This is a genomic window from Oryzobacter faecalis, assembly GCF_046764005.1.
Classification (GTDB): Bacteria; Actinomycetota; Actinomycetes; order Actinomycetales; family Dermatophilaceae; genus Oryzobacter; species Oryzobacter faecalis.
This window is the reverse complement of sequence record NZ_JBKOFW010000004.1, coordinates 197,316-223,532: the sequence shown is the minus strand read 5'-3', so window position 1 is coordinate 223,532 and position 26,217 is coordinate 197,316. Positions and strand designations below refer to the sequence as shown.

The 26,217-nt window shown below is 72.5% G+C and carries 23 protein-coding genes; 8 read left to right on the top strand and 15 right to left on the bottom strand.

The window, feature by feature from the left end; genetic code table 11:
- Positions 1 to 528, bottom strand: coding sequence for a 2'-5' RNA ligase family protein (locus ACK8HX_RS09960; RefSeq protein WP_411940535.1), 528 nt, complete (start codon positions 526 to 528; stop codon positions 1 to 3).
- 11 nt (positions 529 to 539) lie between these two features.
- Positions 540 to 1,565: a tryptophan--tRNA ligase gene (trpS, locus tag ACK8HX_RS09955; RefSeq protein WP_411940534.1), complete on the bottom strand. Its 1,026-nt coding sequence runs from the start codon at positions 1,563 to 1,565 to the stop codon at positions 540 to 542.
- 41 nt (positions 1,566 to 1,606) lie between these two features.
- On the opposite strand from trpS, the gene galK reads away from it, so the two are divergent.
- A complete protein-coding gene (gene galK, locus ACK8HX_RS09950) occupies positions 1,607 to 2,788 on the top strand; it encodes a galactokinase (RefSeq protein ID WP_411940533.1) in 1,182 nt (393 codons plus the stop codon).
- Between the two features lie 143 nt (positions 2,789 to 2,931).
- On the opposite strand, the gene ACK8HX_RS09945 is transcribed toward galK, so the two are convergent.
- From ACK8HX_RS09945 to ACK8HX_RS09935, 3 genes are all read right to left on the bottom strand, one after another.
- Positions 2,932 to 3,741, bottom strand: coding sequence for an exodeoxyribonuclease III (locus tag ACK8HX_RS09945; RefSeq protein WP_411940532.1), 810 nt, complete (start codon positions 3,739 to 3,741; stop codon positions 2,932 to 2,934).
- Between the two features lie 81 nt (positions 3,742 to 3,822).
- Complete coding sequence (locus tag ACK8HX_RS09940) at positions 3,823 to 4,749, bottom strand: hypothetical protein (protein WP_411940531.1); 927 nt, start codon at positions 4,747 to 4,749, stop codon at positions 3,823 to 3,825.
- A gap of 78 nt (positions 4,750 to 4,827) precedes the next feature.
- Positions 4,828 to 5,787, bottom strand: coding sequence for a hypothetical protein (locus ACK8HX_RS09935; protein ID WP_411940530.1), 960 nt, complete (start codon positions 5,785 to 5,787; stop codon positions 4,828 to 4,830).
- A 214-nt stretch (positions 5,788 to 6,001) separates the two neighbouring features.
- Here ACK8HX_RS09935 and ACK8HX_RS09930 point away from each other — a divergent pair, with 214 nt between their 5' ends.
- Positions 6,002 to 7,390: a tyrosine-protein kinase domain-containing protein gene (locus ACK8HX_RS09930; RefSeq protein ID WP_411940529.1), complete on the top strand. Its 1,389-nt coding sequence runs from the start codon at positions 6,002 to 6,004 to the stop codon at positions 7,388 to 7,390.
- A 75-nt stretch (positions 7,391 to 7,465) separates the two neighbouring features.
- Here ACK8HX_RS09930 and ACK8HX_RS09925 read toward each other — a convergent pair whose 3' ends face one another.
- On the bottom strand, positions 7,466 to 8,065 hold the full coding sequence (locus tag ACK8HX_RS09925; RefSeq protein ID WP_411940528.1) for an arsenate reductase/protein-tyrosine-phosphatase family protein: 600 nt from the start codon (positions 8,063 to 8,065) through the stop codon (positions 7,466 to 7,468).
- Positions 8,066 to 8,203: 138 nt separating this feature from the next.
- On the opposite strand from ACK8HX_RS09925, the gene ACK8HX_RS09920 reads away from it, so the two are divergent.
- Genes ACK8HX_RS09920 through ACK8HX_RS09910 form a run of 3 tightly spaced genes read left to right on the top strand, consistent with a single transcriptional unit; the run spans position 8,204 to position 12,609 of the window.
- Positions 8,204 to 10,006, top strand: a complete 1,803-nt coding sequence (locus ACK8HX_RS09920) for a polysaccharide biosynthesis protein (RefSeq protein ID WP_411940527.1) — start codon at positions 8,204 to 8,206, stop codon at positions 10,004 to 10,006.
- On the top strand, positions 10,003 to 11,142 hold the full coding sequence (locus ACK8HX_RS09915; RefSeq protein ID WP_411940526.1) for a DegT/DnrJ/EryC1/StrS family aminotransferase: 1,140 nt from the start codon (positions 10,003 to 10,005) through the stop codon (positions 11,140 to 11,142). Before ACK8HX_RS09920 ends, ACK8HX_RS09915 begins: the two co-directional genes overlap by 4 nt.
- A gap of 54 nt (positions 11,143 to 11,196) precedes the next feature.
- Complete coding sequence (locus ACK8HX_RS09910; RefSeq protein WP_411940525.1) at positions 11,197 to 12,609, top strand: lipopolysaccharide biosynthesis protein; 1,413 nt, start codon at positions 11,197 to 11,199, stop codon at positions 12,607 to 12,609.
- Here the strand turns inward: ACK8HX_RS09910 and ACK8HX_RS09905 are convergent.
- The 6 genes from ACK8HX_RS09905 to ACK8HX_RS09880 form a co-directional block, all read right to left on the bottom strand.
- Complete coding sequence (locus tag ACK8HX_RS09905; RefSeq protein ID WP_411940524.1) at positions 12,587 to 13,555, bottom strand: glycosyltransferase family protein; 969 nt, start codon at positions 13,553 to 13,555, stop codon at positions 12,587 to 12,589. The two genes, ACK8HX_RS09910 and ACK8HX_RS09905, sit on opposite strands and share 23 nt — an antisense overlap.
- The gene (locus ACK8HX_RS09900; protein ID WP_411940523.1) at positions 13,552 to 14,874 is read right to left on the bottom strand and encodes a hypothetical protein; all 1,323 of its coding nucleotides are present in this window, start codon (positions 14,872 to 14,874) and stop codon (positions 13,552 to 13,554) included. Before ACK8HX_RS09900 ends, ACK8HX_RS09905 begins: the two co-directional genes overlap by 4 nt.
- A complete protein-coding gene (locus tag ACK8HX_RS09895) occupies positions 14,850 to 16,004 on the bottom strand; it encodes a glycosyltransferase family 4 protein (protein WP_411940680.1) in 1,155 nt (384 codons plus the stop codon). The genes ACK8HX_RS09900 and ACK8HX_RS09895 overlap by 25 nt, the downstream gene beginning before the upstream one ends.
- Positions 16,005 to 16,060: 56 nt before the next feature.
- Positions 16,061 to 16,693: a NeuD/PglB/VioB family sugar acetyltransferase gene (locus ACK8HX_RS09890; protein WP_411940522.1), complete on the bottom strand. Its 633-nt coding sequence runs from the start codon at positions 16,691 to 16,693 to the stop codon at positions 16,061 to 16,063.
- Positions 16,690 to 17,301, bottom strand: a complete 612-nt coding sequence (locus ACK8HX_RS09885; protein ID WP_411940521.1) for a sugar transferase — start codon at positions 17,299 to 17,301, stop codon at positions 16,690 to 16,692. Before ACK8HX_RS09885 ends, ACK8HX_RS09890 begins: the two co-directional genes overlap by 4 nt.
- 184 nt (positions 17,302 to 17,485) lie before the next feature.
- Positions 17,486 to 18,520: a glycosyltransferase gene (locus tag ACK8HX_RS09880; protein WP_411940520.1), complete on the bottom strand. Its 1,035-nt coding sequence runs from the start codon at positions 18,518 to 18,520 to the stop codon at positions 17,486 to 17,488.
- 228 nt (positions 18,521 to 18,748) lie between these two features.
- On the opposite strand from ACK8HX_RS09880, the gene ACK8HX_RS09875 reads away from it, so the two are divergent.
- Both ACK8HX_RS09875 and aqpZ read left to right on the top strand, forming a co-directional pair.
- A complete protein-coding gene (locus ACK8HX_RS09875; RefSeq protein ID WP_411940519.1) occupies positions 18,749 to 20,959 on the top strand; it encodes an NADP-dependent isocitrate dehydrogenase in 2,211 nt (736 codons plus the stop codon).
- A gap of 93 nt (positions 20,960 to 21,052) precedes the next feature.
- A complete protein-coding gene (aqpZ, locus tag ACK8HX_RS09870; RefSeq protein WP_411940518.1) occupies positions 21,053 to 21,868 on the top strand; it encodes an aquaporin Z in 816 nt (271 codons plus the stop codon).
- Positions 21,869 to 21,935: 67 nt separating this feature from the next.
- Here aqpZ and ACK8HX_RS09865 read toward each other — a convergent pair whose 3' ends face one another.
- Positions 21,936 to 22,784 carry a ceramidase domain-containing protein gene (locus ACK8HX_RS09865; protein WP_411940517.1) on the bottom strand — a complete coding sequence of 283 codons (849 nt, stop codon included), beginning with the start codon at positions 22,782 to 22,784 and terminating at the stop codon, positions 21,936 to 21,938.
- Between the two features lie 94 nt (positions 22,785 to 22,878).
- Between ACK8HX_RS09865 and ACK8HX_RS09860 the strand changes: the two genes are divergently transcribed.
- Positions 22,879 to 23,868: a malate dehydrogenase gene (locus ACK8HX_RS09860; RefSeq protein ID WP_411940516.1), complete on the top strand. Its 990-nt coding sequence runs from the start codon at positions 22,879 to 22,881 to the stop codon at positions 23,866 to 23,868.
- Positions 23,869 to 23,993: 125 nt separating this feature from the next.
- On the opposite strand, the gene ACK8HX_RS09855 is transcribed toward ACK8HX_RS09860, so the two are convergent.
- Together ACK8HX_RS09855 and ACK8HX_RS09850 are read right to left on the bottom strand one after the other, a co-directional pair.
- Positions 23,994 to 24,947 (bottom strand): type IV toxin-antitoxin system AbiEi family antitoxin domain-containing protein, encoded by a 954-nt coding sequence (locus ACK8HX_RS09855; RefSeq protein ID WP_411940515.1) that lies wholly within the window; start codon positions 24,945 to 24,947, stop codon positions 23,994 to 23,996.
- 193 nt (positions 24,948 to 25,140) lie between these two features.
- Positions 25,141 to 26,217 (bottom strand): calcium:cation antiporter, encoded by a 1,077-nt coding sequence (locus ACK8HX_RS09850; protein WP_411940679.1) that lies wholly within the window; start codon positions 26,215 to 26,217, stop codon positions 25,141 to 25,143.

The window sequence follows — 26,217 nt, the reverse complement described above, 5'->3', positions numbered from 1 at the left end:
TCAGGGCCGGGCCGGGTCGGCGCCCAGGGGGAAGGAGCGCACGACGCGCCACACGCCGTCGTCCTCGTGGTGGTAGAGCTCGACGGACTCGACGCGGAACGCGCACCGGAAGTCGGCGAGGGAGTCGAAGGCGCGGTCGAGCGCCTCCTCGTCGAGGTGGTGGGCGATCGTCACGTGCGGGTGGTACGGGAACTCGAGGTGCCGCGCGACGGGCCCGGACCGCACCGCGCTCTCGAGCGCCTCGCAGACGCCGATGCCGCGTGAGACCTGCACGAAGACGACGGGCGACACCGGCCGGAAGGTCCCGGTGCCGGACAGCACCATGTCGAACGGCTCGGCCTCGGCCGTGACCTTGGTGAGGTGGTCGAGGAACTGGTCGACCGCCTCGCCCTCGACGAGGGTCGGCGGGAGGAGGGTCACGTGCGGCGGGATGGCGGCGGCCATCGGGTCTCCGACGGCGTCACGGGCCTGCTGCAGCTGGGTCCCCCAGGGCTCGGGGACGGTGACGGCGACGCCGTGGACGGGCATGGTCGGTGACCTTACCGGGCGGCCGGGAGGAGACCGACCGCGTCGCGCACCCGGTCGGTCGTGGCGGCCGCGACGACCCGGGCGCGCTCGACGCCGCGGGCGAGGATCCGGTCGAGCTCGGCCGGGTCGTCGAGCAGCTCGGCCATCCGCTCCTGGAAGGGGCGCACCGCCTCGACGACGACGTCGGCGACCTCCTTCTTCAGGTCGCCGTACCCACGTCCGGCGAAGTCGGCCTGGAGCTGCTCCACGGAGCGCCCGGACAGGGTGGAGTGGACGACGAGGAGGTTCGACACGCCGGGCTTGGCCTCCGGGTCGAAGCGGACCTCGGCCTCGGTGTCCGTCACCGCCGACATGACCTTCTTGCGCAGCTGCTTCTCGGTGTCGCTGAGCAGGAGGATGCCCTTGTCGGGCGAGTTCGTCCCGGACATCTTCGACGTCGGGTCGGTGAGCTCCATGATCTTCGCCGAGGCCTTGGGGATGTACGGCTCGGGCACCCGGAACGTCTCGCCGAAGCGCTGGTTGAACCGGAGGGCGAGGTCGCGGGTGATCTCGAGGTGCTGGCGCTGGTCCTCGCCCACCGGCACGAACGCGGCGTCGTACATGAGGATGTCGGCGGCCATGAGCACCGGGTAGGTGAACAGCCCGACGTTGGCGTTCTGGCCCTTGGCCGTCTTGTCCTTGAACTGCGTCATCCGGTTCATCTCGCCCATCGCCGTCTGGCAGGCGAGGATCCAGGCGACCTCCGGGTGCGGACCCACGTGGCTCTGGCAGAACACGGCCGACCGCTCGGGGTCGACGCCTCCGGCGATGAACTGCGCCGCCGTGACGCGGGTGCGCCGCCGGACGACCTCCGGGTCGGTGGGCACGGTGAGCGCGTGGAGGTCGGCGACGAAGAAGTACGCGTCGAAGTCCTCCTGCATCGACACCCAGTTGACGAGCGCCCCCAGGTAGTTGCCGAGGTGGAGCGAGTCGCTCGTCGGCTGCATCCCGGAGAGGATGCGCGGGCGTGCGGGAGCGTCGGTCGACGGGGTGGACATGGGCTCATTCTGTCAGGGGCACCCTCCCTAGACTCACCCGCATGACCCGTGCCGCCGACGCCCACGTCCGCGCCCTCGAGGCCCCGCCGACGGGGGTGTGGTCGGCGCCCGGTCGGGTCAACCTCATCGGCGAGCACACCGACTACCACGGCGGTCTCGTCCTCCCGATCGCCCTGCCGCAGCGCACGACCGCCGCCTGCGCCGCCCGGGACGACGACCGCCTGCGGGTCCACTCGGTGCAGGCCGGCGAGACCGTCGAGGTCGACCTCGCCGACGTCGGGCCGGGGCGGCCGTCGGGGTGGGCCGCCTACGTCGCCGGGGTGCTGTGGGCCCTGCGCGAGGACGGCTTCGCGGTGCGCGGGCTCGACGTCACCGTCGACAGCGAGGTCCCGCTCGGCGCCGGGCTCTCGTCCTCGGCCGCCCTCGAGTGCGCCGTGGGCGCCGCGGCGAGCGACCTGTTCGGGCTGGGACTGCTCGAGGACGACGCCTCCCGCGCGCGCCTGGCGCGGGCCTGCATCCGGGCCGAGAACGACATCGCGGGCGCGATGACGGGAGGCATGGACCAGTCGGCCTCGCTGCTGTGCCGCGAGGGGCACGCCCTCCTCCTCGACTGCCGCTCGGGCGAGACGTCGCACGTCCCCTTCGACCTCGCCGGCCACCACGCACCCGGGGGCGCCGGGACCGGTGGCCACGTCCTCGTCGTCACGGACACCCGGGCCGCCCACGCCCTCAACGACGGCCAGTACGAGGCCCGACGCCGCGTCTCCGAGGCGGCGGCCGCGGCGCTCGGGCTCGTCAGCCTCCGCGACGTCGACCCCCACCACCTCGACGACGCCCTCTCGCGGCTGGACGACGAGCAGGCCCGCCGCACCCGCCACGTCGTCACCGAGATCGCCCGGGTGCGTGCTGCCGTCGAGGCCCTCGAGGCGGGCGACCTGCGCGCGGTCGGCCGCCTGTTCGACGCCTCGCACGCGTCGCTGCGCGACGACTACGAGGTCTCCTGCGACGAGCTCGACGTGTCGGTCGAGGCCGCGCGGTCCGCCGGTGCGCTGGGCGCGCGGATGACGGGCGGCGGGTTCGGCGGGTCGAGCATCGCCCTCGTGCCGGCCCGCTCCGCCGAGGACGTCGTGGCGGCGGTCGCCGAGGCGTTCGCCGAACGAGGCTGGACGCCGCCGAGGTCGTTCACCGTGACGGCGGGCCGCGCCGCCGCCCGCGACTCCTGACCCTGCGACTCCTGACCCTGCGACTCCTGACCCCGCGACGCCGGATCGGCCCGCAGCGAGGGGCCGTTCGGCGACTACGCTTTGCTTCCCCCGAGGGAGCAAAGCGTAGTCTGCGGACGCTCCCTGGCTGGGCCCGTGGCCGCTCAGAGGGCGTACTCGACCACCACGGGCGCGTGGTCGCTCCAGCGCTCGGCGTACGAGGCGGCCCGACCGACCTCGGCGCGGACGGCCGTGCGCGCCAGCGGCGCCGACGCCAGCTGGTAGTCGATCCGCCACCCCGAGTCGTTGTCGAACGCCTTCCCGCGCCAGGACCACCACGTGTACGGCCCCGGCCCGGGGCCGTGGAGCGCCCGGTGGACGTCGACGAACCCGTGGGTGTCGACCCAGCCGTCGAGGTGGGCCTGCTCGGCGGGGAGGAAGCCGGACCTGCCCCGGTTGCCCTTCCAGTTCTTCAGGTCGTGGACGGTGTGCGCGATGTTGAGGTCGCCCGTGAGGACGGCGAGGCGCCCTTCCTCGGCCCAGGCCGCGAGGCGGTCACCGACGGCGGTGAGGAAGCGCTGCTTCTCGTCCTGCCGCGGCGTCCCGGCCTCCCCCGTGTGGACGTACGCCGAGGCGACCGTGACCACCTGCCCGGCGTCACGCTCCCCCACCAGGACGTCGGCCTCGACCCAACGACCGCTCCCCTCGAACTCCTCCGCCAGCGACTCGCGCACCGCGACGGGGGCTTCCCGGGACAGGACCGCCACCCCCGCCCGGCCCTTGGCGGTACCGGGCGCGTGGGCGACGTGCCACGCCTCGAACACGCTCCCGGCGAGCGCCGCCCGCAGCTGGTCGTCGTCCGCGCGGACCTCCTGGAGCGTCACGACGTCTGGAGCCGTCGCCTCCAGCCAGGGGATGCCACCGCGACGTGCGGCGGCCCGGATCCCGTTGACGTTGGCGGAGACGAGCAGCACCGGGACATCCTCGCGCGAGCACTCGCGGCGACCCCCACCGGGTGGGCGGGGTGCTCTTCCGACACCGCCCACCCCGGCCACCTACCCGCGGCCGAGGTCGGCGGTGGTGCGGGTCCACGGACCGGTCGGCGCATCGGCCCTGAACACGGCGTCCCCGACGACGAGCCACCACGTGGAGCCGGCGCTCGCCACGGCCACCCGACCCGTGACCGGGGTGGCGGCCACGCACCTCCCCCGACCCAGCCTGCCCTGGCTCAGCGACGAAACGAGGACGCCACCGGCGCACGAGGCATCGGCACGCACGACGACCCCCTGGCTGCCCTCCGCGATCCCTACCGCCAGCGCCCCCTTGACCGTCGTCTCGCGGGGCCAGGTCTCTCCACCGTCACGCGTCGCCCGGACCTTGCCGTCGAGGCAGAGGACGCGGGCACGGCGGGCATCGAGGGGGGCGAGGTCGACGACCTCGGAGTCGGTGCAGGGCTTGACGACCAGGTCGCTGGGGGTGTGCACGTCGCGGTCGTTCTCGGGCTGGCGCGACCAGGCCTCCTCGGCGCCGGTGGGGTCGGACCAGCTCTCCCCGGCGTCCCCGGTGTTCCACAGTCTCAGCGCGCACTTCGCGTCGCCACCGGTGACGAAGCCCGACGCGACCGACGACGGCTTCGCCCGGACGACGCGCCCTGGCAGGTCGGTGCGGGCCCACGAGCCGCCCCCGTCGGCCGTGACCCACATCGTCCCCGGCTCGTCACACGTGCCCGACTCCACGACCCAGGCGATCTCGGGCCCGACGGGCGCGACGAACCGGGTGAGGTTGGTGACCTTGACCGCGGGCGCGTCGGAGGAGCCGGTCACCGACGGCGAGGCCGACGAGGCCGACGACGACACGGACCGACCAGCCGTCGCGCCTGCGGGGTCCACGGACGTACCGCGGAAGGCCCAGCCGATGAGGACGGCGTCGGCCGCGAGGAGCGCGCACAGCCCGAGGACCGGCGCCACCCTGCGTGGCTCCACCGGGTCAGCGTGGCAGAACCGCTGGTCGCGGCGACAGGGGGTGGCCACCAGGGGCCGGAGCCGGCGGTCCCGGGCCGCTCAGCCCTCGGGCCAGGTGCCGACCTTCTCGAACTCCCCCGTCGAGGCGTTCGCCGACCCGGCCCGCAGCACCGTGTCGCCCGCCACGAGCCACGTCGCCCGCGCCACGACCGACACGGCCACCTGCCCCTCGCGGGGCGTGACGTCCTCGATGCACTGGACCTCGCCGGCCTTGCCGTCGTCGAGCGCGGCCACGGCCACCCCCGCACAGTCTCCGGTCACGAGGGCGATGGCGCCGCGACCCGGTGCGGTGAGGGAGAGGGCGACCAGCCCCTCCGCGGTGAGCGTCGTCGTCCAGCGCCCGCCGCCGTTCGTCGTGGTGCGCAGGGTGCCGTCGGAGCACACGACCGAGCCGACGCCGTCGCGCAGGCCCGCGAGGTCGACGACCCGGGCACCGCCCTCGCAGGGGGTCACCGGGTCGCCTCCCGGGCGGTGCACCCGGGTGGCGTCCTCCGGGTCGCGGCCCCAGGCGTCGGCGGCCGACTGCGCGTCGGTCCACTCCTCTCCCGCGACCCCGGTGTTCCACAGGCGGATCCGGCAGCGCGAGTCGCCGCCGACGACGAACCCGTTGCCCTCGTCCGAGGGCCGGACGCGGGTCACCGACCCCGGCGCGGCGGCCGTGGAGAAGCCCTGACCACCGTCCGTGGTGACGTGGACCGCGCCCGCGTCCTCACAGGTCCCGGCGTCGGCGAGCCACGCGACCCGGGCGTCGACGCCGGCCACGAGGCGGGTGAGCGGCGCGGCCGGGACCGCTTCCCCCTCGCCGTCGGACGGGCTCGGTGACGGGCTCGGCGACCCGCTCCCGGTCGGGGAGGCGGACCCGCTGAAGGAGGAGGTGGAGGACGGTGCGGCGGCCGACCGCGGCGTCGAGGAGGGCCACAGGGCCCACACGACGAGCGCGAGGTCGACGACGAGGAGGGCGACGAGGCCGAGGGTGGGCAGGGATCGCCGCAGGTCCATGGCGGTCAGCATCCCCGACGACCCGGCTGCGTCAAAGCCGGACGCGCGGACCGGTCTCAGCCACCGCTGTGGGCGCGCTGAGGGCGGGCGGGTCCCGCGAGGCCGCCGCCCGGCCCGTCGGCGCGCCCGGCCCGTGCCCGGCGGCTACGATGCTCGCGGCTGTGACGGGTGGGGTGACGACCCCACCCCAGCCGAGGTCGACCCGAGGAGAACCGTGGAGCTGCAGGACTACCTGCTCGTCGTGCGCAAGAGGTGGCGGATCATCGCCCTCGTCGTTCTCCTCGCCGTCGGACTCGCGAGCGTGACCTCTGCGATGTCGACGCGGATGTACGAGGCGAGGACCCAGTTCTTCGTCTCCACGACGGGCGCCAGCGACAGCGTGGCCCTCCTCCAGGGCAGCACGTTCACGCAGCAGCGGGTCAAGTCCTACGCGCAGCTCCTCACGACCCCGCGCATCCTCACTCCGGTCGCCGAGGCGGCCGGGGTGGCCCAGGGCGGGCTGGCCGGACGTGTCACCGCCACGACACCACCCGACACCGTCCTCATCGACGTGTCCGTCCGCGACACCGACCCGGACCGCGCCCGGGTGACCGCCGAGGCGATCGCCAAGGAGTTCCCGGCGGCCGTCACCGAGCTCGAGAGCCCGGCCGGGAAGGAGGCGAGCCCGGTCAAGGTCACCGTCGTCCGTCCGCCGGTCACGCCCACGGCGCCCGTGAGCCCGCAGCCGGCGCGCAACCTCCTCCTCGCCGTCGTCGTCGGCCTGCTCCTCGGCCTCGGCGCGGCGGTGCTCCGCGAGACCCTCGACCGGTCGGTCAAGAGCACCGAGGACGTCAAGCGCGTCACCGACGTCCCCATCCTCGGCGCGATCGCCCACGACCCCGAGGCGCCCAAGCGCCCGCTCATCGTCGAGGTCGACCCGCGCTCGCCGCGGGCCGAGGCGTTCCGGTCGCTCCGCACGAACCTGCAGTTCGTCGACGCCGCCAACCACCCGCGCACCATCGTCGTCACCTCCTCGCTCGCCGGTGAGGGCAAGAGCACCCTGACCGCCAACCTCGCCCTGACGATGGCGCAGGCCGGCTCGCGCGTCTGCCTCATCGAGGCCGACCTGCGCCGCCCCAAGGTGCTCGAGTACATGGGCCTCGAGGGCGCCGTCGGCCTCACCGACGCCCTCATCGACCGCGCCGACGTCATCGACGTCATCCAGCCCTACGGCGGCACGAACCTGTGGGTCCTCGGCGCCGGCCCGATCCCGCCGAACCCCTCCGAGCTCCTCGGCTCGACCGCGATGCGGGGCCTGCTCCAGAACCTCTCGACGCGCTTCGACTACGTCGTCATCGACGCCCCGCCGACCCTGCCCGTCACGGACGCCGTCGTCCTCTCCAAGCTCGTCGACGGCGCGATCGTCGTCATCGGGTCGGGCATCGTCGACCGCGACCAGCTGGCCCACACCCTCGACTCGCTCACGTCGGTCAACGGGCAGGTGCTCGGCGTCGTCCTCAACCGGGTCCCCCCGCGCGGCCCGGGCCAGTACGGCAGCTACTCGTACGAGACCCCCGACGCCGAGGCCACGCGGCGCGAGCGCAAGCGGGTCGAGCAGGTCTGAGGACCCCGCTCCGGGTCAAGGGGCGTTCAAGTTTGCGTAAATTTCCGCCCCGGACGGTGTTCCCGGACCCGACCGTCAGGGGCGCCGGGGGGACGATCCAGGGGTGGACGTCGCACCGCGCAGGACCGGCACGACCCGGGCCAGTGCCGCCTCGACCTCGGTCGCCATCCGGGCGAACACCGCCGGGCCCTGCCCGATCGGGTCCGTGATGTCGACCGCCTCCTGCCGGGCCGCGACCAGTCCGCGGCGCGAGACCGCCACGGCAGCGACCTGTCGGACCCACGACCCGGGAACCCCCGCGTCGACCACCTCCTGCGCGCTGACGCCGTCGAGCAGGTCGGCGAGGTCGGTGAGGGTGAGCGTTCGCCGCAGGGCTGCCGGGGCCAGCCGGGCCGCGGCTGCGCGGTGCTCGCGGGCGGCGGCGATGACGAGGTCCGACCCGGAGACGAGCTCGGGGGTCAGGGCCCGGGCCGTGAAGCCCGCGGCGTCCACCCCGGCGCGCTCGAGGAGGTCGCGCGAGGAGGGGTCCATGTCGCGCCCGACGAGCGCACCCGTGCCGGCGCTGGTGACCTCGATGCCCGTTCCCGCGAGCTCGTGGCGCAGCCGGCGCTCGACGTACGGCGACCGGCACACGTTGCCCGTGCAGACCACGAGGACCGACCCGCTGAGCGTCACTCCATCACCTTCGCTATCATCGGTCCCCAGGGAGCTCGTGCAGGGGGGCTTTCACCCGCGGCCTCGTGCGCACCAGCACGGAGCCACCCTAACCATCGCGACGAGGCGACCGCTCACGAGACCACCTGGGGACACCACATGACCTTGCGGCAGCGCGCCCTGCGCACCCGCTTGCGGTGGACCCTCGTCGACGTCTCGATCTGGGGATGCGCGCTCGTCGCCGCCACCTCGCTGCGCCTCGACTTCGCCATCCCGCGCGACTACGAGCAGGCCCTCGTCGTCGCGGCCGCGCTCGTCGCCACCTTGCAGGTCGTCCTCGGCTGGCTCACCGGCCCCTACGCGGTCGACCACGAGCTCGGCTCGTTCGAGGAGACCGGCGACCTCGCGCGCACCACCGTGGTCAGCGGCGCGGTCCTCGGCGTCGTGACCATCCTGCTGCCGGTCATCAACCTGCCCCGGAGCGTCCCGCTGTCGGGCACCTTCCTCGCCCTGACGGCGATGTTCGCCGCCCGGTTCGTCGTGCGCTCGCGCGTCACCCGCCGACGGCGCGCCGAGGGCGGGCGCCAGGCCATCGTGTTCGGCGCCGGTTCGGGGGGGCGCATCCTCGTCGAGAGCCTCGTCCGCGACCCCGAGAGCGGGATCAGCCCCGTCGCCCTCCTCGACGACGACCCGATGAAGAGCCGGCTGCACTTCTCCGGGCTGCGGGTCCGGGGGACGCGCCACGACCTCGTCCGCGTCGCCGAGAGGTACGACGCCGACACCCTCGTCATCGCCGTCCCCAGCGCCACCGCCGAGACGGTCCGCGAGGTCTCCTCCCTCGCGGCCGACGCGGGGCTGTCCGTCCTCGTCCTCCCTCCCGTCCGCGAGATCTTCGGTGGACGCCCGAGCGCGGCCGACCTGCGCGACCTCGACGTCGCCGACCTCCTCGGTCGCCAGCCCGTCGACCTCGACATGGCCGCGATCTCGGACCACCTGTCGGGCAAGCGGGTCCTCGTCACCGGCGCCGGCGGCTCGATCGGGTCCGAGCTGTGCCGCCAGATCGCCAAGTTCTTCCCCGAGCAGCTCTTCATGCTCGACCGCGACGAGTCCGGGCTGCACGCCACCCAGATGTCCATCGAGGGCCACGCCCTCCTCGACTCCGACTCCCTCGTCCTGTGCGACATCCGCGACGCCGACGAGCTCGTCGCGGTCTTCGAGCGCACCCGTCCCGACGTCGTGTTCCACGCGGCCGCCCTCAAGCACCTCACCATGCTCGAGCGGCACCCGGCGGAGGCCCTGAAGACCAACGTCGTCGGCACCCACAACGTCCTCGAGGCGGCCCGCAAGGTCGGCGTCTCGACGTTCGTCAACATCTCCACCGACAAGGCGGCCCGTCCCACGAACGTCCTCGGCTGGTCGAAGAGGATCGCCGAGCGGCTCACGGCCGGCGCCGATGCCCAGGAGCCCTCCGCCCGGTACGTCAGCGTCCGGTTCGGCAACGTCCTCGGCTCGCGCGGCTCGGTCGTCATCGCCTTCACCGAGCAGATCCGCAACGGCGGTCCGGTGACCGTGACCCACCCCGACGTCGAGCGCTTCTTCATGCTCATCCCCGAGGCCTGCCAGCTCGTCCTCCAGGCCGGCTCGATCGGCGCGGGCGGTGAGGTCATGGTGCTCGAGATGGGCACCCCGGTGAAGATCGTCGACGTCGCGCGGACGATGATCCAGATGTCCGGACGCCACGACGTCGAGATCGTCTACACCGGCCTGCGTCCCGGCGAGAAGCTCAGCGAGGAGCTGTTCACCCCCGGCGAGGACGTCGTCCGCTCCAGTCACCCCCTCATCACCCAGGTCAGCGTGCCGCGCCTCGACACACACGACATCGACCCTCCGCTGGCCGGGGAGCCCAAGGAGGTCCGCCGGTGGATGGTCGAGCACGTCGGCGGTCAGCAGGTCCTGCGTTGAGGGACCGCATCTTCCTGTCGAAGGCGCACGTCTCCGACGTCGAGGAGAAGTACGTGCTCGAGGCGCTGCGCTCGGGCTGGGTCGCTCCGCTTGGACCCATGGTCGACCGGTTCGAACGCGAAGTCGCGCAGCGGTGCGGCGTCTCCGGCGCGCTTGCCCTCTCCTCCGGCACTGCAGCCCTCCACCTTGCCCTGCTCAATGCCGGTGCCGCCCCGGGCACGGTCGTCGTCCTCCCCACGTTGACGTTCGCGGCATCCGCCAACGCGGTCGCCTACACAGGGGCCGAGCCCGTCTTCGTCGACGCCGCACCCGACGCCAACGTCGACGTCGAACTCCTCGTCCAGACCGTGGCAGACCTCCGCGGCGAGGGGCGCACCGTGGCCGCCGCCATGACGGTCGACCTGTTCGGCCGGTGCTGCGACTACACCGCCCTCGGCGCCCGCCTCGAGGAGCTGGGCGTCCATGTCGTCGAGGACGCCGCCGAGGCCCTCGGCGCCACCCACGCAGGTCGGCCCGCGGGCTCCTTCGGACGTGCCGCGGCTCTGTCGTTTAACGGCAACAAGATCATGACCACGTCCGGCGGGGGCATGCTTCTCAGCGATGACACCGAGCTGATCGAGAAGGCCCGCTACCTGTCGACGCAGGCCCGGCAGCCGGCGCCGTGGTACGAGCACACCGAGATCGGCTACAACTACCGGATGTCCAACATTCTCGCGGCGCTCGGGGTCGGCCAGCTCGAGCGCCTCGACGAGATGATCGGGAGACGCAGAGAGATTCGCGAGCGCTACGTCACGGCCCTGGGCCACATCGACGGGCTCGACTTCCTCGGCCGTCCGGAGGAGGGCGCCGACGCCGAGGACAACCACTGGCTTACCTGCCTCACCCTCGACCCCGACCGCACCGGTACCGACCCCACGGCCGTCATCACAGCCCTCGACGTCGCCGGGATCGAGGCCCGGCACGTCTGGAAGCCGATGCACCTCCAGCCCGTCTTCGCCGGTGCCCGCAGCGCGACCACGGGAACCAGCGAGCGACTCTTCGCCACCGGGGTAACCCTTCCCTCGGGGTCCGGGCTCGACGACGCCGACGTCGACCGGATCATCGACGAGGTCCAGCGCCATCTCGACACTCGCTGACGGGATGGGCGCCCGCCCCGCGCGCCGACCCCGCGCAGTTCCCCCGAGGTCTTCGTGAACGCACGCACGATCGCGGGCTTTGCCGTCGGGCCCGTCGCCACCGCGGCCATCAGTCTGGTCACGGTTCCGGCGGTCACATGGGCCTTCTCGGCCGACGACGTCGGCCGCTTCAACATCCTCCAGCTGTCGGTGTCCTTCGTCGTGCTCCTCGCCTCGATGGGCCTCGACCAGGGGTATGTCAGGGAGTTCCACGAAACCGACGACGCCGCGGTACTCGTCCGAAGCGCCTTCCTACCGTGCCTGCTCGTCGCCATGCTGCTCACCGTCCCGGCCGTCGTCCTCGCTGAACCACTCGCGCAGCTGCTGTTCGACCTGTCCGACCCGCGTGTCATCTGGCTCGTCGCCGCCTCGTCGCTCGCGGCCCTGCTCGCACGCCTGCTCTCGCTCGTCCTCCGGATGAAAGAGCGGTCACTTGCCTTCTCGGCGAGCCAGGCGGTCCCGAAACTGCTCTTCCTCGTCGTCCTCGGGCCGGTTTTCCTCATCGCCGTCACCCGTGAGTTCCTCCTCCTCGAGGTCGCCCTCCTCATCTCGTGGGTGGCCGCAGCCGTCGTCACGGCCTGGGCCACCCGCGACACCTGGTTTGGCGCTCTCTCAGCCCGCCTGGACCGCCAGCTGCTCCGGCGGCTGCTGCGCTACAGCCTCCCGTTGGTAGTCGCCGGGCTCGGGTACTGGGCCCTGACCGCGGCGAGCTCGGTCGCACTTCGATCGATGTCGTCCCTGGCCGAGCTCGGCGTCTACTCCGTCGCCCTGAGCTTCGCGGGAGCCGCCGTCGTCGTGCAGAGCATCTTCTCCGTGGTGTGGGCGCCGGTCGTCTACCGCTGGGCCGTCGAAGAGCACGACCTGGACCGCGTCGACCGGGTGGCCGGCCGGCTCCTCGCCGTGGTGGCGCTCGTGTTCTGCGCCGTGGGCGCCTTCTCGTTCCTCCTCGACCTCGTCCTCCCCGCGCGCTACGACGCCGTCAAGTACCTCGTCCTCGCCACGATCGCGGCCCCGCTGCTCTACACGCTGTCCGAGGTGACCGGCATCGGGATCAACCTCGCGAGGCGCACGTCGTGGTCAGTGGCGGCCACCGTGCTTGCCCTGCTCGTCAGCGCCGTGCTCAACCTCCTCCTCGTTCCCCTGCTCGGTGCTCAAGGCGCGGTCCTCGCCACGATGGTCGCCTACGTCGCCTTCCTCGTGATGCGAACCGAGGCGTCGCGGCAGCTGTGGCGCCCGCTGCCTCGGGGCCGCCTCTACGTCACCGTGACGGTGCTCTGCTCCCTCGCCGCAGCCACTGTCCTCGTGGGGCCGGACACCGGCCACTGGACCTCGCTGGTCTGGGCCGCCCTGACCCCGGTCGTTCTCGTCGCCTTCCGTCGGGAATGGCCGGCGATGCTGCGCCCGGTCAGCGGAGCTTGGACCCGCTGAGATCGCCCAGGTGCTCGGCGAGCTGGGCGAACCGCCTGCGGTGGTCAAACTCTCGGCGGGCCCAGCGCGACGCCGCGGGATCGGGCACGAGCCGCCCCGCCCGATGGTCCTCGACGAGAGCCTGCAGCGCCTCAACCAGGGAGTCGGCGGTCCGCTGGACGAGCACGGCGTGGTCGAGGGGCTGGCTATAGAGGACCCGTCGGCCGAACATCAGCCCCTCCACCGCGGTCCCGCCGATGGAGTCGTGATCGACGACCCGCACGACGGCGCTGCTGCCGGCGTATAGAGGGGCAGGGTCGTCGACCCAGCCGAGGAACTCGACGTTCGACGGGTGCCTGTCGCACCAGGAGCCGGAACCCCCCATGACGAGGAAGCGCACCTGCGGCAGCCGACGAGCCGCCTCAACGAGCGCCGGGCCGCCGTAGAAGGTCGCGCGAGTGTCCGGCACGTAGGTCAGCACGGTCACCGCAGGCGGCATCGACGGGAGGACGTCAGGCGGATCGACGGTGCGCCACGGGAAGCCCACGAGCGCTGCGTCGACGCCCACGTGGGCCAGCTCGCGGCGCAGCGGTTCGGATCCCGCGAGGTGATGGCGGACGGCAGCGGCCGACCGCCACTTGGCGACCCGTGCACCCGCGGCGACGTCCTCGAGCAGGTGCAAGACGTCGGTGCCGATCCAGTAACAGGCCACGGTCGACCGTCCCTTGGTCGCGGCGAGGGCGGCGTCGAAGACGCGGCCCCGCCAGGTCCGGGCGCCCGGCCGGAAGCCGACCCGAACGAGGACCCGGGAGCGGGCTACCCGCCGCCAGGTGGCGACGCTCAGGGCGTCGCGCACTGACTGGAGCGGTACGGCCTCGACGGGAAGGCCGGCGTCGGTCAGCCCCGCCGCGAGGCTCCTCACCCAGGCCGCCTGCCCGATGAGCACCAACCTGTCAGCGCCGCTCACGCCCGTAGCCGCTCAAGGGGTCGGTGGACGGCCGTGGTGACGGCTCGGCGTCCAGACCACGGGTCGCGCTCGAGCAGCGTGCCGTCGCGGACCGCCTCGTGGAGCGACAGTGACGCGGCGAGCCAGAGGAGCGCACACGTCATTGGGCTGTCGAGGGGATTGCCCGTGGCCGAGAACACTGCGATGACGCCCGACATCAGGCCCAGCTTCCACCAGCCGGGGAGCCGCCGCCGTAGCACGACGAGCGGAGACACGAGGGCGAGGACGAAAGCCGCGACCAGCAGCGGACCGCCCTGGAGGTAGTACGTGACGAACTGGCTGTCGATCGAGCCGCCGAACTTCACCTGGGGGGGTCCGAGCGTCCCCACCGCGTACTGGCTGACGAACTCCTGCGCTCGCGCCCACCCGACGTAGCGGCCGCCGAGGTTCGCGTCGGCGTCGCCGCCCTCCGTGAGGCCGGCGATGCCGCTGATCAACCGCACCTGGGCCCCCTCCTCGACGAGACGACCGAGGACTCCGCCGACGCCCAGGAGGACGACGACCGGGGCGAGCAGCAGCGCCATAAGCGCACCGGAGCGGGCGACGCGCGTGGACGCGAGGAAGCTGATGGCGTAGACGAGGCCAAGGAGTGCCAGGGCGAGCCACGCGGTCCGGGACTGGCAGCCGATGACGCCGGCCAGGCCCAAGGCCACCGCGACGACGCGCGGGGTGCCGCGCAGGTAGAGCGCCCCGAACAGCGTGGCTAGCACGCTCCACAGCCCGAAGGCGTTGGGGTTGATGAACAGCCCGGTGCTGCGGCCGCTCAGGACGTACAGGTCGTCGTAGGCCTGTTGGCTGCTCACGTCCCACGCGGCCGCCCAGCTCCACGCGGACGACGGCATGATCCCGAGGCGGTAGAGCTGCTGGCCCAACCCGTAGAAGCCGTGCCCGAGGATCGCGACGAACACGAACCGCCGCACGTCGACGGAGAACCGTGTGGCCGTGGCCCCCAGGGCCAGGATCGCGAGCGGTACGAGAACGACGATCACCGTGTACAGGTTCCGCAGTTCGTAGTCGCCGACCACGACGCCGATGGTCGGAAGCACGACGAGCAGCGCGAAGAGCGGCCCCACGGTGACCGCGAAGAAGCGGGGCGGTCGCTCGTTGGCGGGGGACGCTCCACGCACGAGCCACATCGCAGCGGCGAGGGCCACGAACGCGAGCTCGAGGACTGACACCGTGCCCCGGCCCCCGGTAGCGGCTCCGACCGTCAGGCGCTGGCCGAGGAGGAGGTAGAGGCAGAAGACGAGCGCGGTCAGCCGCGTGGCGATGGTTCCCATGAGCCCACCCCCTCTCGGCCGACGAGCCCGAGTGCCGCCATCGCGGGTGCGAGGTGGGAGCGCACGACGGCCTGCGGGTCGAACTGCTCGATCGCGACGGCGCGGGCCGCCTCGCCCAGTCGGCGCCCGAGGTCCGGGTCGCGCAGGATGCGCGTCATCGCGTCGGCAAGACCCTTGGGGTCGTGCACGTCGACGAGCAGCCCGGTAACACCGTCATCGACGCTGTCGACCGACCCCGTGGCCCGAGTCGTAACCGTCGGTATCCCCATTGCGCCCGCCTCCAGGACGACGTTGGGGAACCCCTCGCGCAACGTCGGCAGGACGTGGACGTCCATGCATGCCAGGTACGGCCGGACATCGGACACCTCTCCGAGCGCCACCACTGGCACCGGACCCGCGCGGAGCACCTCGAGGTAGTGACTGGAGTCGGGTTCGTCCTGCGGTCCGACGACGAGCAGCCTGGTGGGCACACCGGCGGCCTCGACGAGGGCGGCGGCAGCCACGAGATCGTCGATGCCCTTGTCGCGGGTGAGGCGGCCGACGAAACCGATGACGCGCCGCCCGTCACCGAGGCCGAGCTGCTCGGCGATTGACGGGTCGCGGTCGCGGGGGGTGAAGTGGTCTGTGTCCACACCGTGGCTGCTGGCCGGGCGCGTCGGGAATAACGTCGAGGGGCGGGCCAGTCGAAGGTCGCGATAACGCGCGGCGAGGCTGGGCGAGTTGGGCACGACCGCGGTAGCCGAGCCGGCGGTCAGACGCTCCATCGTCACGAGGAGCGCCCGGCGCCAGCCGTGCTCACCCTCCAACCTGAGCCCGACAGCGGAGTAGAGGCGAACTGGAACCCGGGTGACCCGTGCCGCAAGCATCGCCAGGAGACTGGCCTTCGGAGTTGCCGCGACGACGAGGTCGGGCCGGAGTCGCGCGAGGAGGACGAGCCAGCGTCCCAGGGCGACGACGTCGCGCAGCGGCGACAGGGCTCGCATCATCGGGACGGCGACCGACTCAACCCCGAGATCCGCTGCGACGTCTGACAGCCGGTCGCCGGGGGAAGACACGAGGGTCACATCGAGGCCCTCGTCGAGGAGCTGGCGGATCATCTCTCGCTGAAAGGTGTCGACCGTGACAGGCACCGTCGCCGTGACGACGGCGCGGGTGGGCCTGCCGCGGGAGCGTGCGTCGCGCGTGCTCACCGCGCCGGCACCCCCTTGACGACAGCTCCCGCAGGGACGTCCGCGACGACGACGGCCCCGGCGCCGACGACGGCGTCGGCGCCGACCGTCAACCCTTGGAGGATGGTGGCCGAGGCACCGACGAGCGCTCCTGCGCCGAGGCGGACTGCCCCCGAGACGCACCCGTTCGGGTTGACGCGGGAGTAGTCGTGCAGAGCCGAGTCGTGACCGACCACGGCGTTCTGGTCCAGATGGACGTGCCGACCGGCCTCGATGTTCGTGCTGAGCCGGGCGCCTGGCGCGACGACGGTCCCCGGACCGAGGCTGACCCGCGAGCCCACGGTCGAGTCTGGGTGGACGAGGACCGGGAAGCGAACAGGGGCGCCGGCGAGGAGTCCGTCGATCGTCCGGCGAGACGCGTTGGACCCGACGGCTATGACGGCTTCGAAGGGCTCGCGTCGCGAGGCCAGCCCACGAACGCTGTCGACCACGTCGAGGCCCAAGGCACGGGCACGCTCACGGTCCCCATCGGAGGGCGCGTCATCGACGAACCCGGCCAGGTCGTCGCCTCGGCCGAGCGCGCTGACGATCGCCGCGACCTCGCGCCCAAAGCCCCCGACCCCCACGACGAACAGTCGCGGCCGCGTCATGACGCCCCTCCGGTGTCGCCGCCCCTGAAGCGCGGCATCGTGACGTCCCCCCGGGCACTGATCCCCTCTCGACGCAGGACGGCGGTCACCGTCCGTCCGAGGATGCGTAGGTCGCCGAGGAGCGTGCGCGTTCGCACGTACTCGACGTCGAGGCGCAGCCGCTCCTCCCAGCTGACGGCGTTGCGGCCGGACACCTGGGCCAGCCCTGTCAGGCCCGGCCGCACCTCGTGGCGACGAGCCTGCTCGGGGGTGTAGAGCTCGAGGTACTCCACGAGGAGGGGTCGCGGCCCGACGAGCGACATGTCGCCGCGCAGGACGTTCCAGAGGGCGGGCAGCTCGTCGAGGCTGGTCGAGCGCAGGCGTCGACCGAACGAGGTGAGCCGATCGGCGTCGTCAACCCAGCCGCGTTGGGCGTCGACGGGTCGCATCGTCCGGAACTTCACGAGCTCGAAGGGACGCCCGTGCAGGCCGGGACGAACCTGGCGGAACAACACCGGCGAACCGAGCCGCCACCGGACGAGGACCGCGACGACCCCCTGGAGCGGCGCGGTGAGCAGCAGCGCCACCGATGCGACGACGAGGTCGCTCGCACGCTTTACTCGGTCCACGAGGGCCTTTCGTCCGGTGGGGCCTGGCGTACCCCGCCATGGTCGCCGGTGAGTCCCAGCCCCGCATCTCGGCCGTCTTCCCTGCTCGAGAGGCACCAGGCGTGGCCTTGTCGCGGGCGATGGGTCCGAGCCGCTGGCCGGCCGATGCATCGTACCGGCACCAGGCGGGAGCGTCGCCCCATGATCAGTTCCGGCGGTCGCGGACTTCCTCGAGGATGGACACGGTCCGGCGAGCCACAGCCTCCCAGCTGAGTTCGTCCTCGGCGTAGCGGCGGAGAGCGGCCGGGTCGGCGTGCTCGCTGGCCACCGCGGCGACAGCTGCGGCCAGGGCCTCTGGGACGTCCGCCTCCACCGTTCGACCAGCCGGAGCCCGTCCGATCATCTCGCGCATCCCCGGGAGGTCAGACCCGACGACCGGCACACCGGCCATCATCGACTCGGCCACCTTGAGCGGGGTGATGCCGAGCCGGTTGCGCGCGAGGGTTGCAGTCTGGGGGCTGATGCTGAGCACTGCGGCCCGAAGCAGGGCGTGGGCCTCGTCGCGTGCCACCCGACCCCGGTAGTCGACGTCGCCGCGCGCGTGCGCCTCCGCCACGGTCGCCTCTTCGGCCCCGCCGCCGACGACGACGAGTCCGAGGCCCGTCGGCCAAGCGTCGCTGCGGCGTGCCGCGAGGAGCGTGTGGATGCCCTGGTGCCGGGCCAGCTCGCCGACGAACACGGCGAAGGGCGGGTCGAGGGCCGCGGAGGTCACTGGGATGGACCGCGGAGCCCCGTTCGCGAGGTACGTCGTGCTCGTCCTCGGGGCGAGGTCATGCACCCACTCCTCCAGGCCGGGCGAGACGACGATGACGTGCGCGGCCCGAGCGAACACCCACGCGGTCCACCGCCGCAGGACCGGGCTCAGGCGCGCCAGCGCCGGGTTGGCGAGCACGAGGTCGTCCGTGGTCCCGTTGACCTCGAGGACGATCGGCCGGCCGAGCAGCCGGGCGGCGAGGACGTGGCTGACATCGAGAACGTGCCACCGGCTGTAGACGACGTCCGCGTGCCACAGGCGACCCAGGCCGCGCAGCTGGAAGCGCGCGATGGCGCGGACCTTGCGCTCGCGCCCGTGGGCGGCCCAGACCGTCTCGACATCGACCCCCGCGGCTTCGAGACCCGCACGCACGCCGCCCAGGTGCGCCTCCGCGGCGCTCCCGGGACGGGGAGGCTCCGCGCTCACGAAGAGGACGCGCAACGCGCTGCCACCCACTTGCTGCACCCACTCCCGACGCCTGTCCCGAGTTCCTGCATGCGGAAGCGCTCACCGTCCTGCCCTCCCGCAAGGCCAGCATAGGGACCGTCAACAGAGGCCGGGCGGCGCCTGCGTCTGGTGCCCGGTGCGGCACCTCCGCTAGGATTTTCTCTTGACGTCAAGATAACTGAGAGCACCGAGGAGCGACGAGGCACCATGGCGACGATCATCTACACCCTCACCGACGAGGCCCCGATGCTGGCCACCTACTCGTTCCTCCCCGTGGTCCAGGCGTTCGCCTCGTCCGCCGGCGTCGACGTCGAGACGCGCGACATCTCCCTCGCGGGCCGCATCCTGGCGCAGTTCCCGGAGTCGCTCACCGAGGAGCAGCGCATCGGCGACGCTCTCACCGAGCTCGGCAAGCTGGCCACGACCCCCGAGGCCAACATCATCAAGCTCCCGAACATCAGCGCCTCGATGCCGCAGCTCAAGGCCGCGGTCAAGGAGCTCCAGGCCCAGGGCTACGCCCTCCCGGACTACCCCGACGACCCGCAGACCGACGCGGAGCGCGACATCCGCTCCCGGTACGACAAGGTCAAGGGCAGCGCCGTGAACCCGGTTCTGCGCGAGGGGAACTCCGACCGCCGCGCCCCCGCCGCGGTCAAGAACTACGCCCGCAGCCACCCGCACTCGATGGGGGCGTGGTCACCCGACAGCAAGACCTCCGTCGCGACCATGGGCCGTGACGACTTCCGTTCCAACGAACAGTCGGTCGTCATGGCGGGCGACGACACCCTGACCATCCGCCACGTCGCGGCCGACGGCACGACGACCGTCCTCAAGGACGGCCTCACGGTCCTCGAGGGCGAGGTCGTCGACTCCACCGTGATGCGCGCGGCCGCCCTCGACGCCTTCCTCCGCGACCAGGTGGCGAAGGCCAAGGCCGACGACGTCCTGTTCTCGGTGCACCTCAAGGCCACGATGATGAAGGTCAGCGACCCGATCGTCTTCGGCCACGTCGTGCGCGCGTTCCTGCCGGAGGTCTTCGAGCGCTACGGCGCCGACCTCGCGGCGGCGGGCCTGTCCCCCAACAACGGCCTCGGCTCCATCCTCGACGGCCTGTCCGCCCTGCCGAACGGTGACGAGATCAGGGCCGCCATCGACGAGGGGCTCGCGAGCGGCCCCCGCCTCGCGATGGTCAACTCCGACAAGGGGATCACGAACCTGCACGTCCCGAGCGACGTCATCGTCGACGCGTCGATGCCGGCGATGATCCGCACGTCCGGGCACATGTGGGGCCCCGACGGCGAGGAGGCCGACACCCTGGCCGTCATCCCCGACTCCTCCTACGCGGGCATCTACCAGGCGGTCATCGACGACTGCCGCGCGAACGGTGCCTACGACCCGACGACGATGGGCTCGGTGCCGAACGTGGGCCTCATGGCGCAGAAGGCCGAGGAGTACGGCAGCCACGACAAGACCTTCGAGATCGAGGCGGACGGCCGGGTCGAGGTCGTCGACACCGCCGGCGAGGTCGTCATGTCCCACGACGTCTCGGCGGGCGACATCTGGCGTGCCTGCCAGACCAAGGACGCGCCGATCCGCGACTGGGTCAAGCTCGCCGTCACCCGCGCCCGCGCCTCGGCCACCCCGGCGATCTTCTGGCTCGACGAGACGCGCGCCCACGACCGCAACCTCATCGCCAAGGTCGAGACCTACCTCGCCGACCACGACACCGACGGGCTCGACCTGCGGATCATGGCCCCCGTCGAGGCCGCGAAGGCATCCGTCGAGCGGATCCGCCGCGGCGAGGACACCATCTCGGTCACCGGCAACGTCCTGCGCGACTACAACACCGACCTGTTCCCGATCCTCGAGCTCGGCACCTCGGCCAAGATGCTCTCCGTCGTGCCGCTGATGAACGGCGGCGGCCTGTTCGAGACCGGCGCCGGCGGCTCGGCCCCCAAGCACGTGCAGCAGCTCGTGGCCGAGAACTACCTGCGCTGGGACAGCCTCGGCGAGTTCCTCGCGCTCGCCGAGTCGTTCCGCCACGAGGCCGACGGAGGCAACGCGCGCGCCGGCGTCCTCGGCGAGACCCTCGACCGGGCCACGGAGACCCTCCTCAACGAGAACAAGTCGCCCGCTCGTCGCGTCGGCCAGATCGACAACCGCGGCAGCCACTTCTGGCTCGCGCGGTACTGGGCCGAGGAGCTGGCGAAGCAGACCGACGACGCCGACCTCGCGGCCACGTTCGCGCCGGTCGCCGAGCAGCTCGTCGCCAACAGCGAGGCCATCGACTCCGAGCTCATCGCCGTCCAGGGCAGCCCGGCCGACATCGGCGGCTATTACCGCCCGGACGACGCGAAGGCCGCAGCCGTCATGCGTCCGTCGGAGACCTTCAACCGGATCCTCGCGACGCTCGCCTGAGCCACGGACCCGACTGGGGCGGCGCCACCACGGGGCCGCCCCAGTCGCGTGTCCCCCGTGACGTCGTCGCCGGTGGGGAGCACAATCGCGGGCATGACGACCCCCACGATGACGCAGCGACTCGGCGCCGAGCTCCTCGGCACGTTCTGGCTCGTGTTCGGAGGCTGCGGGTCCGCTGTCTTCGCCGCGGTCTTCCTCGCCCCGAACGTCGTCGCCGGCCAGAGCGTCCAGCTCGGCATCGGCTTCGTCGGCGTGGCGCTCGCCTTCGGCCTCACGGTGATGACGATGGCGTACGCGGTGGGCCACGTCTCGGGCGCGCACTTCAACCCCGCCGTGACGATCGGGGTCGCGGTGGCGCGGCGCTTCGAGTGGAAGGACGTGCCCGCCTACGTCGGGGCCCAGGTGGTCGGCGGCCTCCTCGGTGGCCTGGCCGTCTGGGGTATCGCCCGCGGCCGCACCGGTTTCGACGCCACGGGGGGCCTCGCCGCGAACGGGTACGGCGACCACTCCCCCGGCGGCTACGGGCTCGTGTCCGTCCTCGTCGCCGAGGCGATCCTCACCGCGGTCTTCGTCTACGTCATCCTCGGCGCCACGGACTCGCGCGCCCCGCAGGGCTTCGCCCCCATCGCGATCGGCCTGGCGCTCACCCTCATCCACCTCGTGTCGATCCCGATCTCCAACACCTCCGTCAACCCGGCTCGCTCGACGGGCGTGGCGTTCTTCAACGGCGACGGCGCCCCCGGGCAGCTGTGGCTGTTCTGGCTCGCGCCGGTCCTCGGTGCGGCGATCGCGGGCGCGACCTTCCACCTCATCACCGGCGTCGACCGGCGCGACCGCGACATCAGCGGCGAGATCGAGCCGGAGGACGTCCGCGTCGCCGAGGGCGTCGACCCCGACGCCGTCCGCTGACCCAAGCCCCCGGTCCAGCTCGGCTGGGTCAAGATCGTCCAATCGGGCGATCTTGTCCCGCCAAGGGTCAGCGGAGGGCGGGGCGTTCCGCGGTGTCGTGGCGGAACATCAGGTACGCCGCGACGGCGCACAGGACGTGCCACACGCCGTGCCACTGCAGGAGCGACTCCGGCTCGCACCACTCGTGGCCCCGGCGGCCGAGCTGCCAGACGGTGTAGGCGATGAGCAGCGTCGCGACCGAGGCCAGCCCGAACGCGGCGTCCTGGCGGGGATCGCGCCGCAACCACAGCACGACCTCGAGGACGACCGCGAGCAGCAGCATCACCGCGAACGCCGCGTTCCCGCTGTGCCGGACGAAGGGGATGCCGCGCCCGCCGGTGAGCAGCACGACCATCCCGATGACGACGAGCAGCGGGAAGACGGCGGCGAAGAGACCGGGTCCGCGGCGGACGAGGCGCATCACCGCGTAGGCGAGGGCGAAGCCCGACACGAGGAACATGCTCAGCAGGTCGAGGTGCCCGCCGAGGCGGCTCTGGGTGGCGTGCATCGCCATCGAGCCGGGGCCGAGGAGGACGACGACGACGGCGAACGTCACGGCGAGGCCGGGATGGGCGCCCATCGTGAGGCCGAGGCGCGCTCGGTCGGCGGCGTGGGCGGCGATGACGAGGCCCGAGGCGACGAAGCCGAGGTTGCTCCACGTGTTGACCGGCTGGACGACCCATCCGCCGCTGGATGCCTCGCAGAACCCGCTCCCCCGACCGACGTCGGGGCCGAGCCACCCGAGGCGCGCCGCGGCCAGCACGAGCGCGAGGGAGAGGACCGCCGTCACGACGGCCGCGACCACCGGCCGGCGGTCCGCCCCCTCGTGCAGCGGCGCGGCAGGAGGCGCCTCGCGGGCGGGCGTGGGCGTCGTCACACCGGTCAGCCCACCACACGGCCGCCCGCGGCGCCACGCCCTCACGCTGATAGCGTCGAGCCGACCGTTTCCTCGTGTACGAAGGGGTACTCCCGTGAGCCAGACGCCCGTCAAGGTCGCCGTCACCGGCGCCGCCGGCCAGATCGGCTACAGCCTCCTGTTCCGGATCGCCAGCGGTGCGCTCCTCGGCCCCGACACCCCGGTCGAGCTCCGACTGCTCGAGATCACCCCGGCGCTGAAGTCGCTCGAGGGTGTCGTCATGGAGCTCGACGACTGCGCGTTCCCGACCCTCGCCAAGGTCGAGATCGGCGACGACGCGACGAAGGTGTTCGACGGCGTCAACCACGCCCTCCTCGTCGGCGCCCGCCCCCGCGGTCCCGGCATGGAGCGCGGCGACCTCCTCGAGGCCAACGGCGGCATCTTCGCCCCGCAGGGCAAGGCCCTCAACGAGGTCGCGGCCGACGACATCCGCGTCACCGTCACCGGAAACCCGGCGAACACCAACGCGCTCATCGCGATGTCGAACGCGCCCGACATCCCCACCGAGCGCTTCTCGGCGCTGACCCGCCTCGACCACAACCGCGCGATCTCGCAGCTCGCGGCGAAGCTCGGCGTGCCGGTCACCGAGATCCGGAAGATGACGATCTGGGGCAACCACTCGGCGACCCAGTACCCCGACCTGTTCCACGCCGAGGTCGGCGGCCGCAACGCCGCGGAGGCCGTGGGCGACCAGGACTGGCTCGCAGGCACCTTCATCCCCACCGTGGCCAAGCGCGGCGCGGCCATCATCGAGGCGCGTGGAGCGTCCTCGGCGGCGTCGGCCGCCTCGGCGACCATCGACCACGCGCGCACGTGGGTGCAGGGCACCGCCGAGGGCGACTGGGTCTCGATGGCGGTCCGCTCCGACGGCTCGTACGGCGTCGAGGAGGGCCTGGTCTCCTCGTTCCCGGTGACCGTGCAGGACGGCCGGTGGTCGATCGTCCAGGGGCTCGACATCGACGAGTTCTCGCGCGGGAAGATCGACGCCTCCGTGGCCGAGCTCGCCGAGGAGCGCGACGCGGTCCGCGCCCTCGGCCTCATCTGAACCCCGACTTTCCCGCCTGATGCCGAAACCTTCGGTGGGACACCCCGACCTTCGGGGTGTCCCACCGAAGGTTTCGCTCTCTCAGCGAGCGTTCCCGCCCGCGGTCGAGCCGGCCGGAGATGGTGTCAGCCGGCGTTCGCCATGGCGGCACGCACCTTGCCCACCACGGCCCCGGGCACCTCGAGGTCTGCCCAGGTGATGCGGACGACGACGTAGCCGAGGGCGCGCAGGGCGTCCTCACGGCGCTTCTCGGCCCACAGGAGGGACGGGTCCCCGGACCTGTACTTGACCCTGCCGTCGAACTCGACGATGACCTTCGTGCCCTCGACGACGAAGTCGACCCGGGCGACGAACTCGCCGTTGCGACCCGAGATGACCACCTGGGGGACGACGCGGATCCCGGCCATCGCCAGGGCCACACCGCATCGCGACTCGCCCACGGACTCCCGGCGACCGTCGGCGAGTGCGCGCATCGCCACGGCCCTCGAGCCGTGGACCCACCCACTCACGACCTCGACGGCGGCGTCGAGCTCCTCGACCCCGGCACGGGCGTCTCGCAGAGCGGCGTCGGCGCTCACGACCCCCGGAACGATGCCGTGGTCGACGGCGTGCAGCGCGAGCGCCTCGGCCACGGGACTCGCCGGACCCCAGGGCGTGTCGACCACCGCGCCACTGGCCTGCCTGACCCAGAACGCGCTCATGCCGCCCGACCGCTTCATGGGGCGCCGCAACGCTGGCCTGCCCAGCGGGACACCCCACACGGGAATGCCATGGGCCAGGAGAGCGGTGGTGCCGGTCAGGACGGCGTCGGCGTAGAGGAGGAAGGCCCCCGCCACGAGCTGCCGGTGCCGATCGATCTCGTCGTCACGAGCCAGGGCGGCCACCAGGTACAAACCCCGGCCCGGGTGCAGGAGCACGCCGGCACGGACCAGCTCGACGAGCCGCCGAGGCGGGTGACCGGCCGCGAGGAGCTGAGCCGTCGACAGCACACCGTGCTGGGCCGCGGCCTGGGTCAGGACGAGCCCATCAAGGGACGACGTCGGCATGGAGGAGGTCGAGGGGGCGGGAGCGACGGACATCCCGACAGGTTCCGCGCGATCGGGAGCCGGCGGCACCCCTCGCCGCCCCTCTGTGGACAGCGCACGCGGACGGGCTCCCCTGTGGACGAGCGCCTCCATCCCCACTCGAGGCACGAGAACCTTCGGTGGGGCACCCCGAAGCTCGGGGTGCCCCACCGAAGGTTCCGGCATCAGGCGGGAAAGTCGGGACGGGCTAGGGGGCCATGGAGAAGTAGAGGAAGGCCGCGAGGAGGGTGAGGTGCACCGTGCCCTGGAGACGCGTCGCCCGCCCCGGGACGACCGTCAGCACCGCCGCGATCGTCGTGATGCCGAGCAGCACGATCTGCGTCGGGCCCAGCCCGAGGTGCAACGGCGTCGGGACCCAGATCGACGCGACCGCCAGCGTCGGGATCGTCAGCCCGATCGAGGCCATCGCCGACCCCATCGCGAGGTTGAGCGAGGTCTGGATCCGCTCACGGCGGGCCGCGTTGGCCGCGGCGATCGTCTCCGGCAGCAGCACGAGCAGGGCGATGACGACACCGACGAACGACAGCGGCAGGCCGGCGGCCAGCACCCCCGACTCGATCGCGGGCGACTCGACCTTGGCCAGCCCGACGACGGCGACGAGCGACAGGAGCAGCAGCACGAGGGAGGTGACGGCCTCGCGGTCCGTCGGCGGGTCGGCGTGCTCGTCCTCGGCGAGCGGCTCCCCCTCCTTGGTGACGGGGAGGAAGAAGTCGCGGTGCCGGACGGTCTGCGTCACCACGAACGCGGCGTAGAGCGACAGGGACGCCACGGCGGCGAAGGCCAGCTGGCCGCCGGTGAACTCGGGGCCGGGCTCGCCCGTCGTGAAGGTCGGCAGGACGAGGGTCAGCGCCGCGAGGGCGGCCACCGTGGCGAGCGCCCCACCGGTCCCCTCGGCGTTGAAGTGGACGAAGGTGAACCGTCGGGCCCCGAGGAGCAGCGACAGCCCCATGATCCCGTTGACGGTGATCATCACCGCGGCGAAGACGGTGTCGCGCGCGAGGGTCGCGGCCTCGTCACCCCCGGAGAGCATGAGGGTGACGATGAGCGAGACCTCGATGACGGTCACCGACACGGCGAGGACGAGCGACCCGAAGGGCTCCCCCACCCGGTGCGCGACGACCTCCGCGTGATGCACGGCCGCCAGCACCGCAGCGGCGAGGAGCACCGCCACGAGGACGACGACGACGATGCCGATGTCGCGGCCCCAGGTGGCGGCGAGGGCGACGAGCGAGACGACCGGGGCGGCCTGCCAGACCCGCGTCAT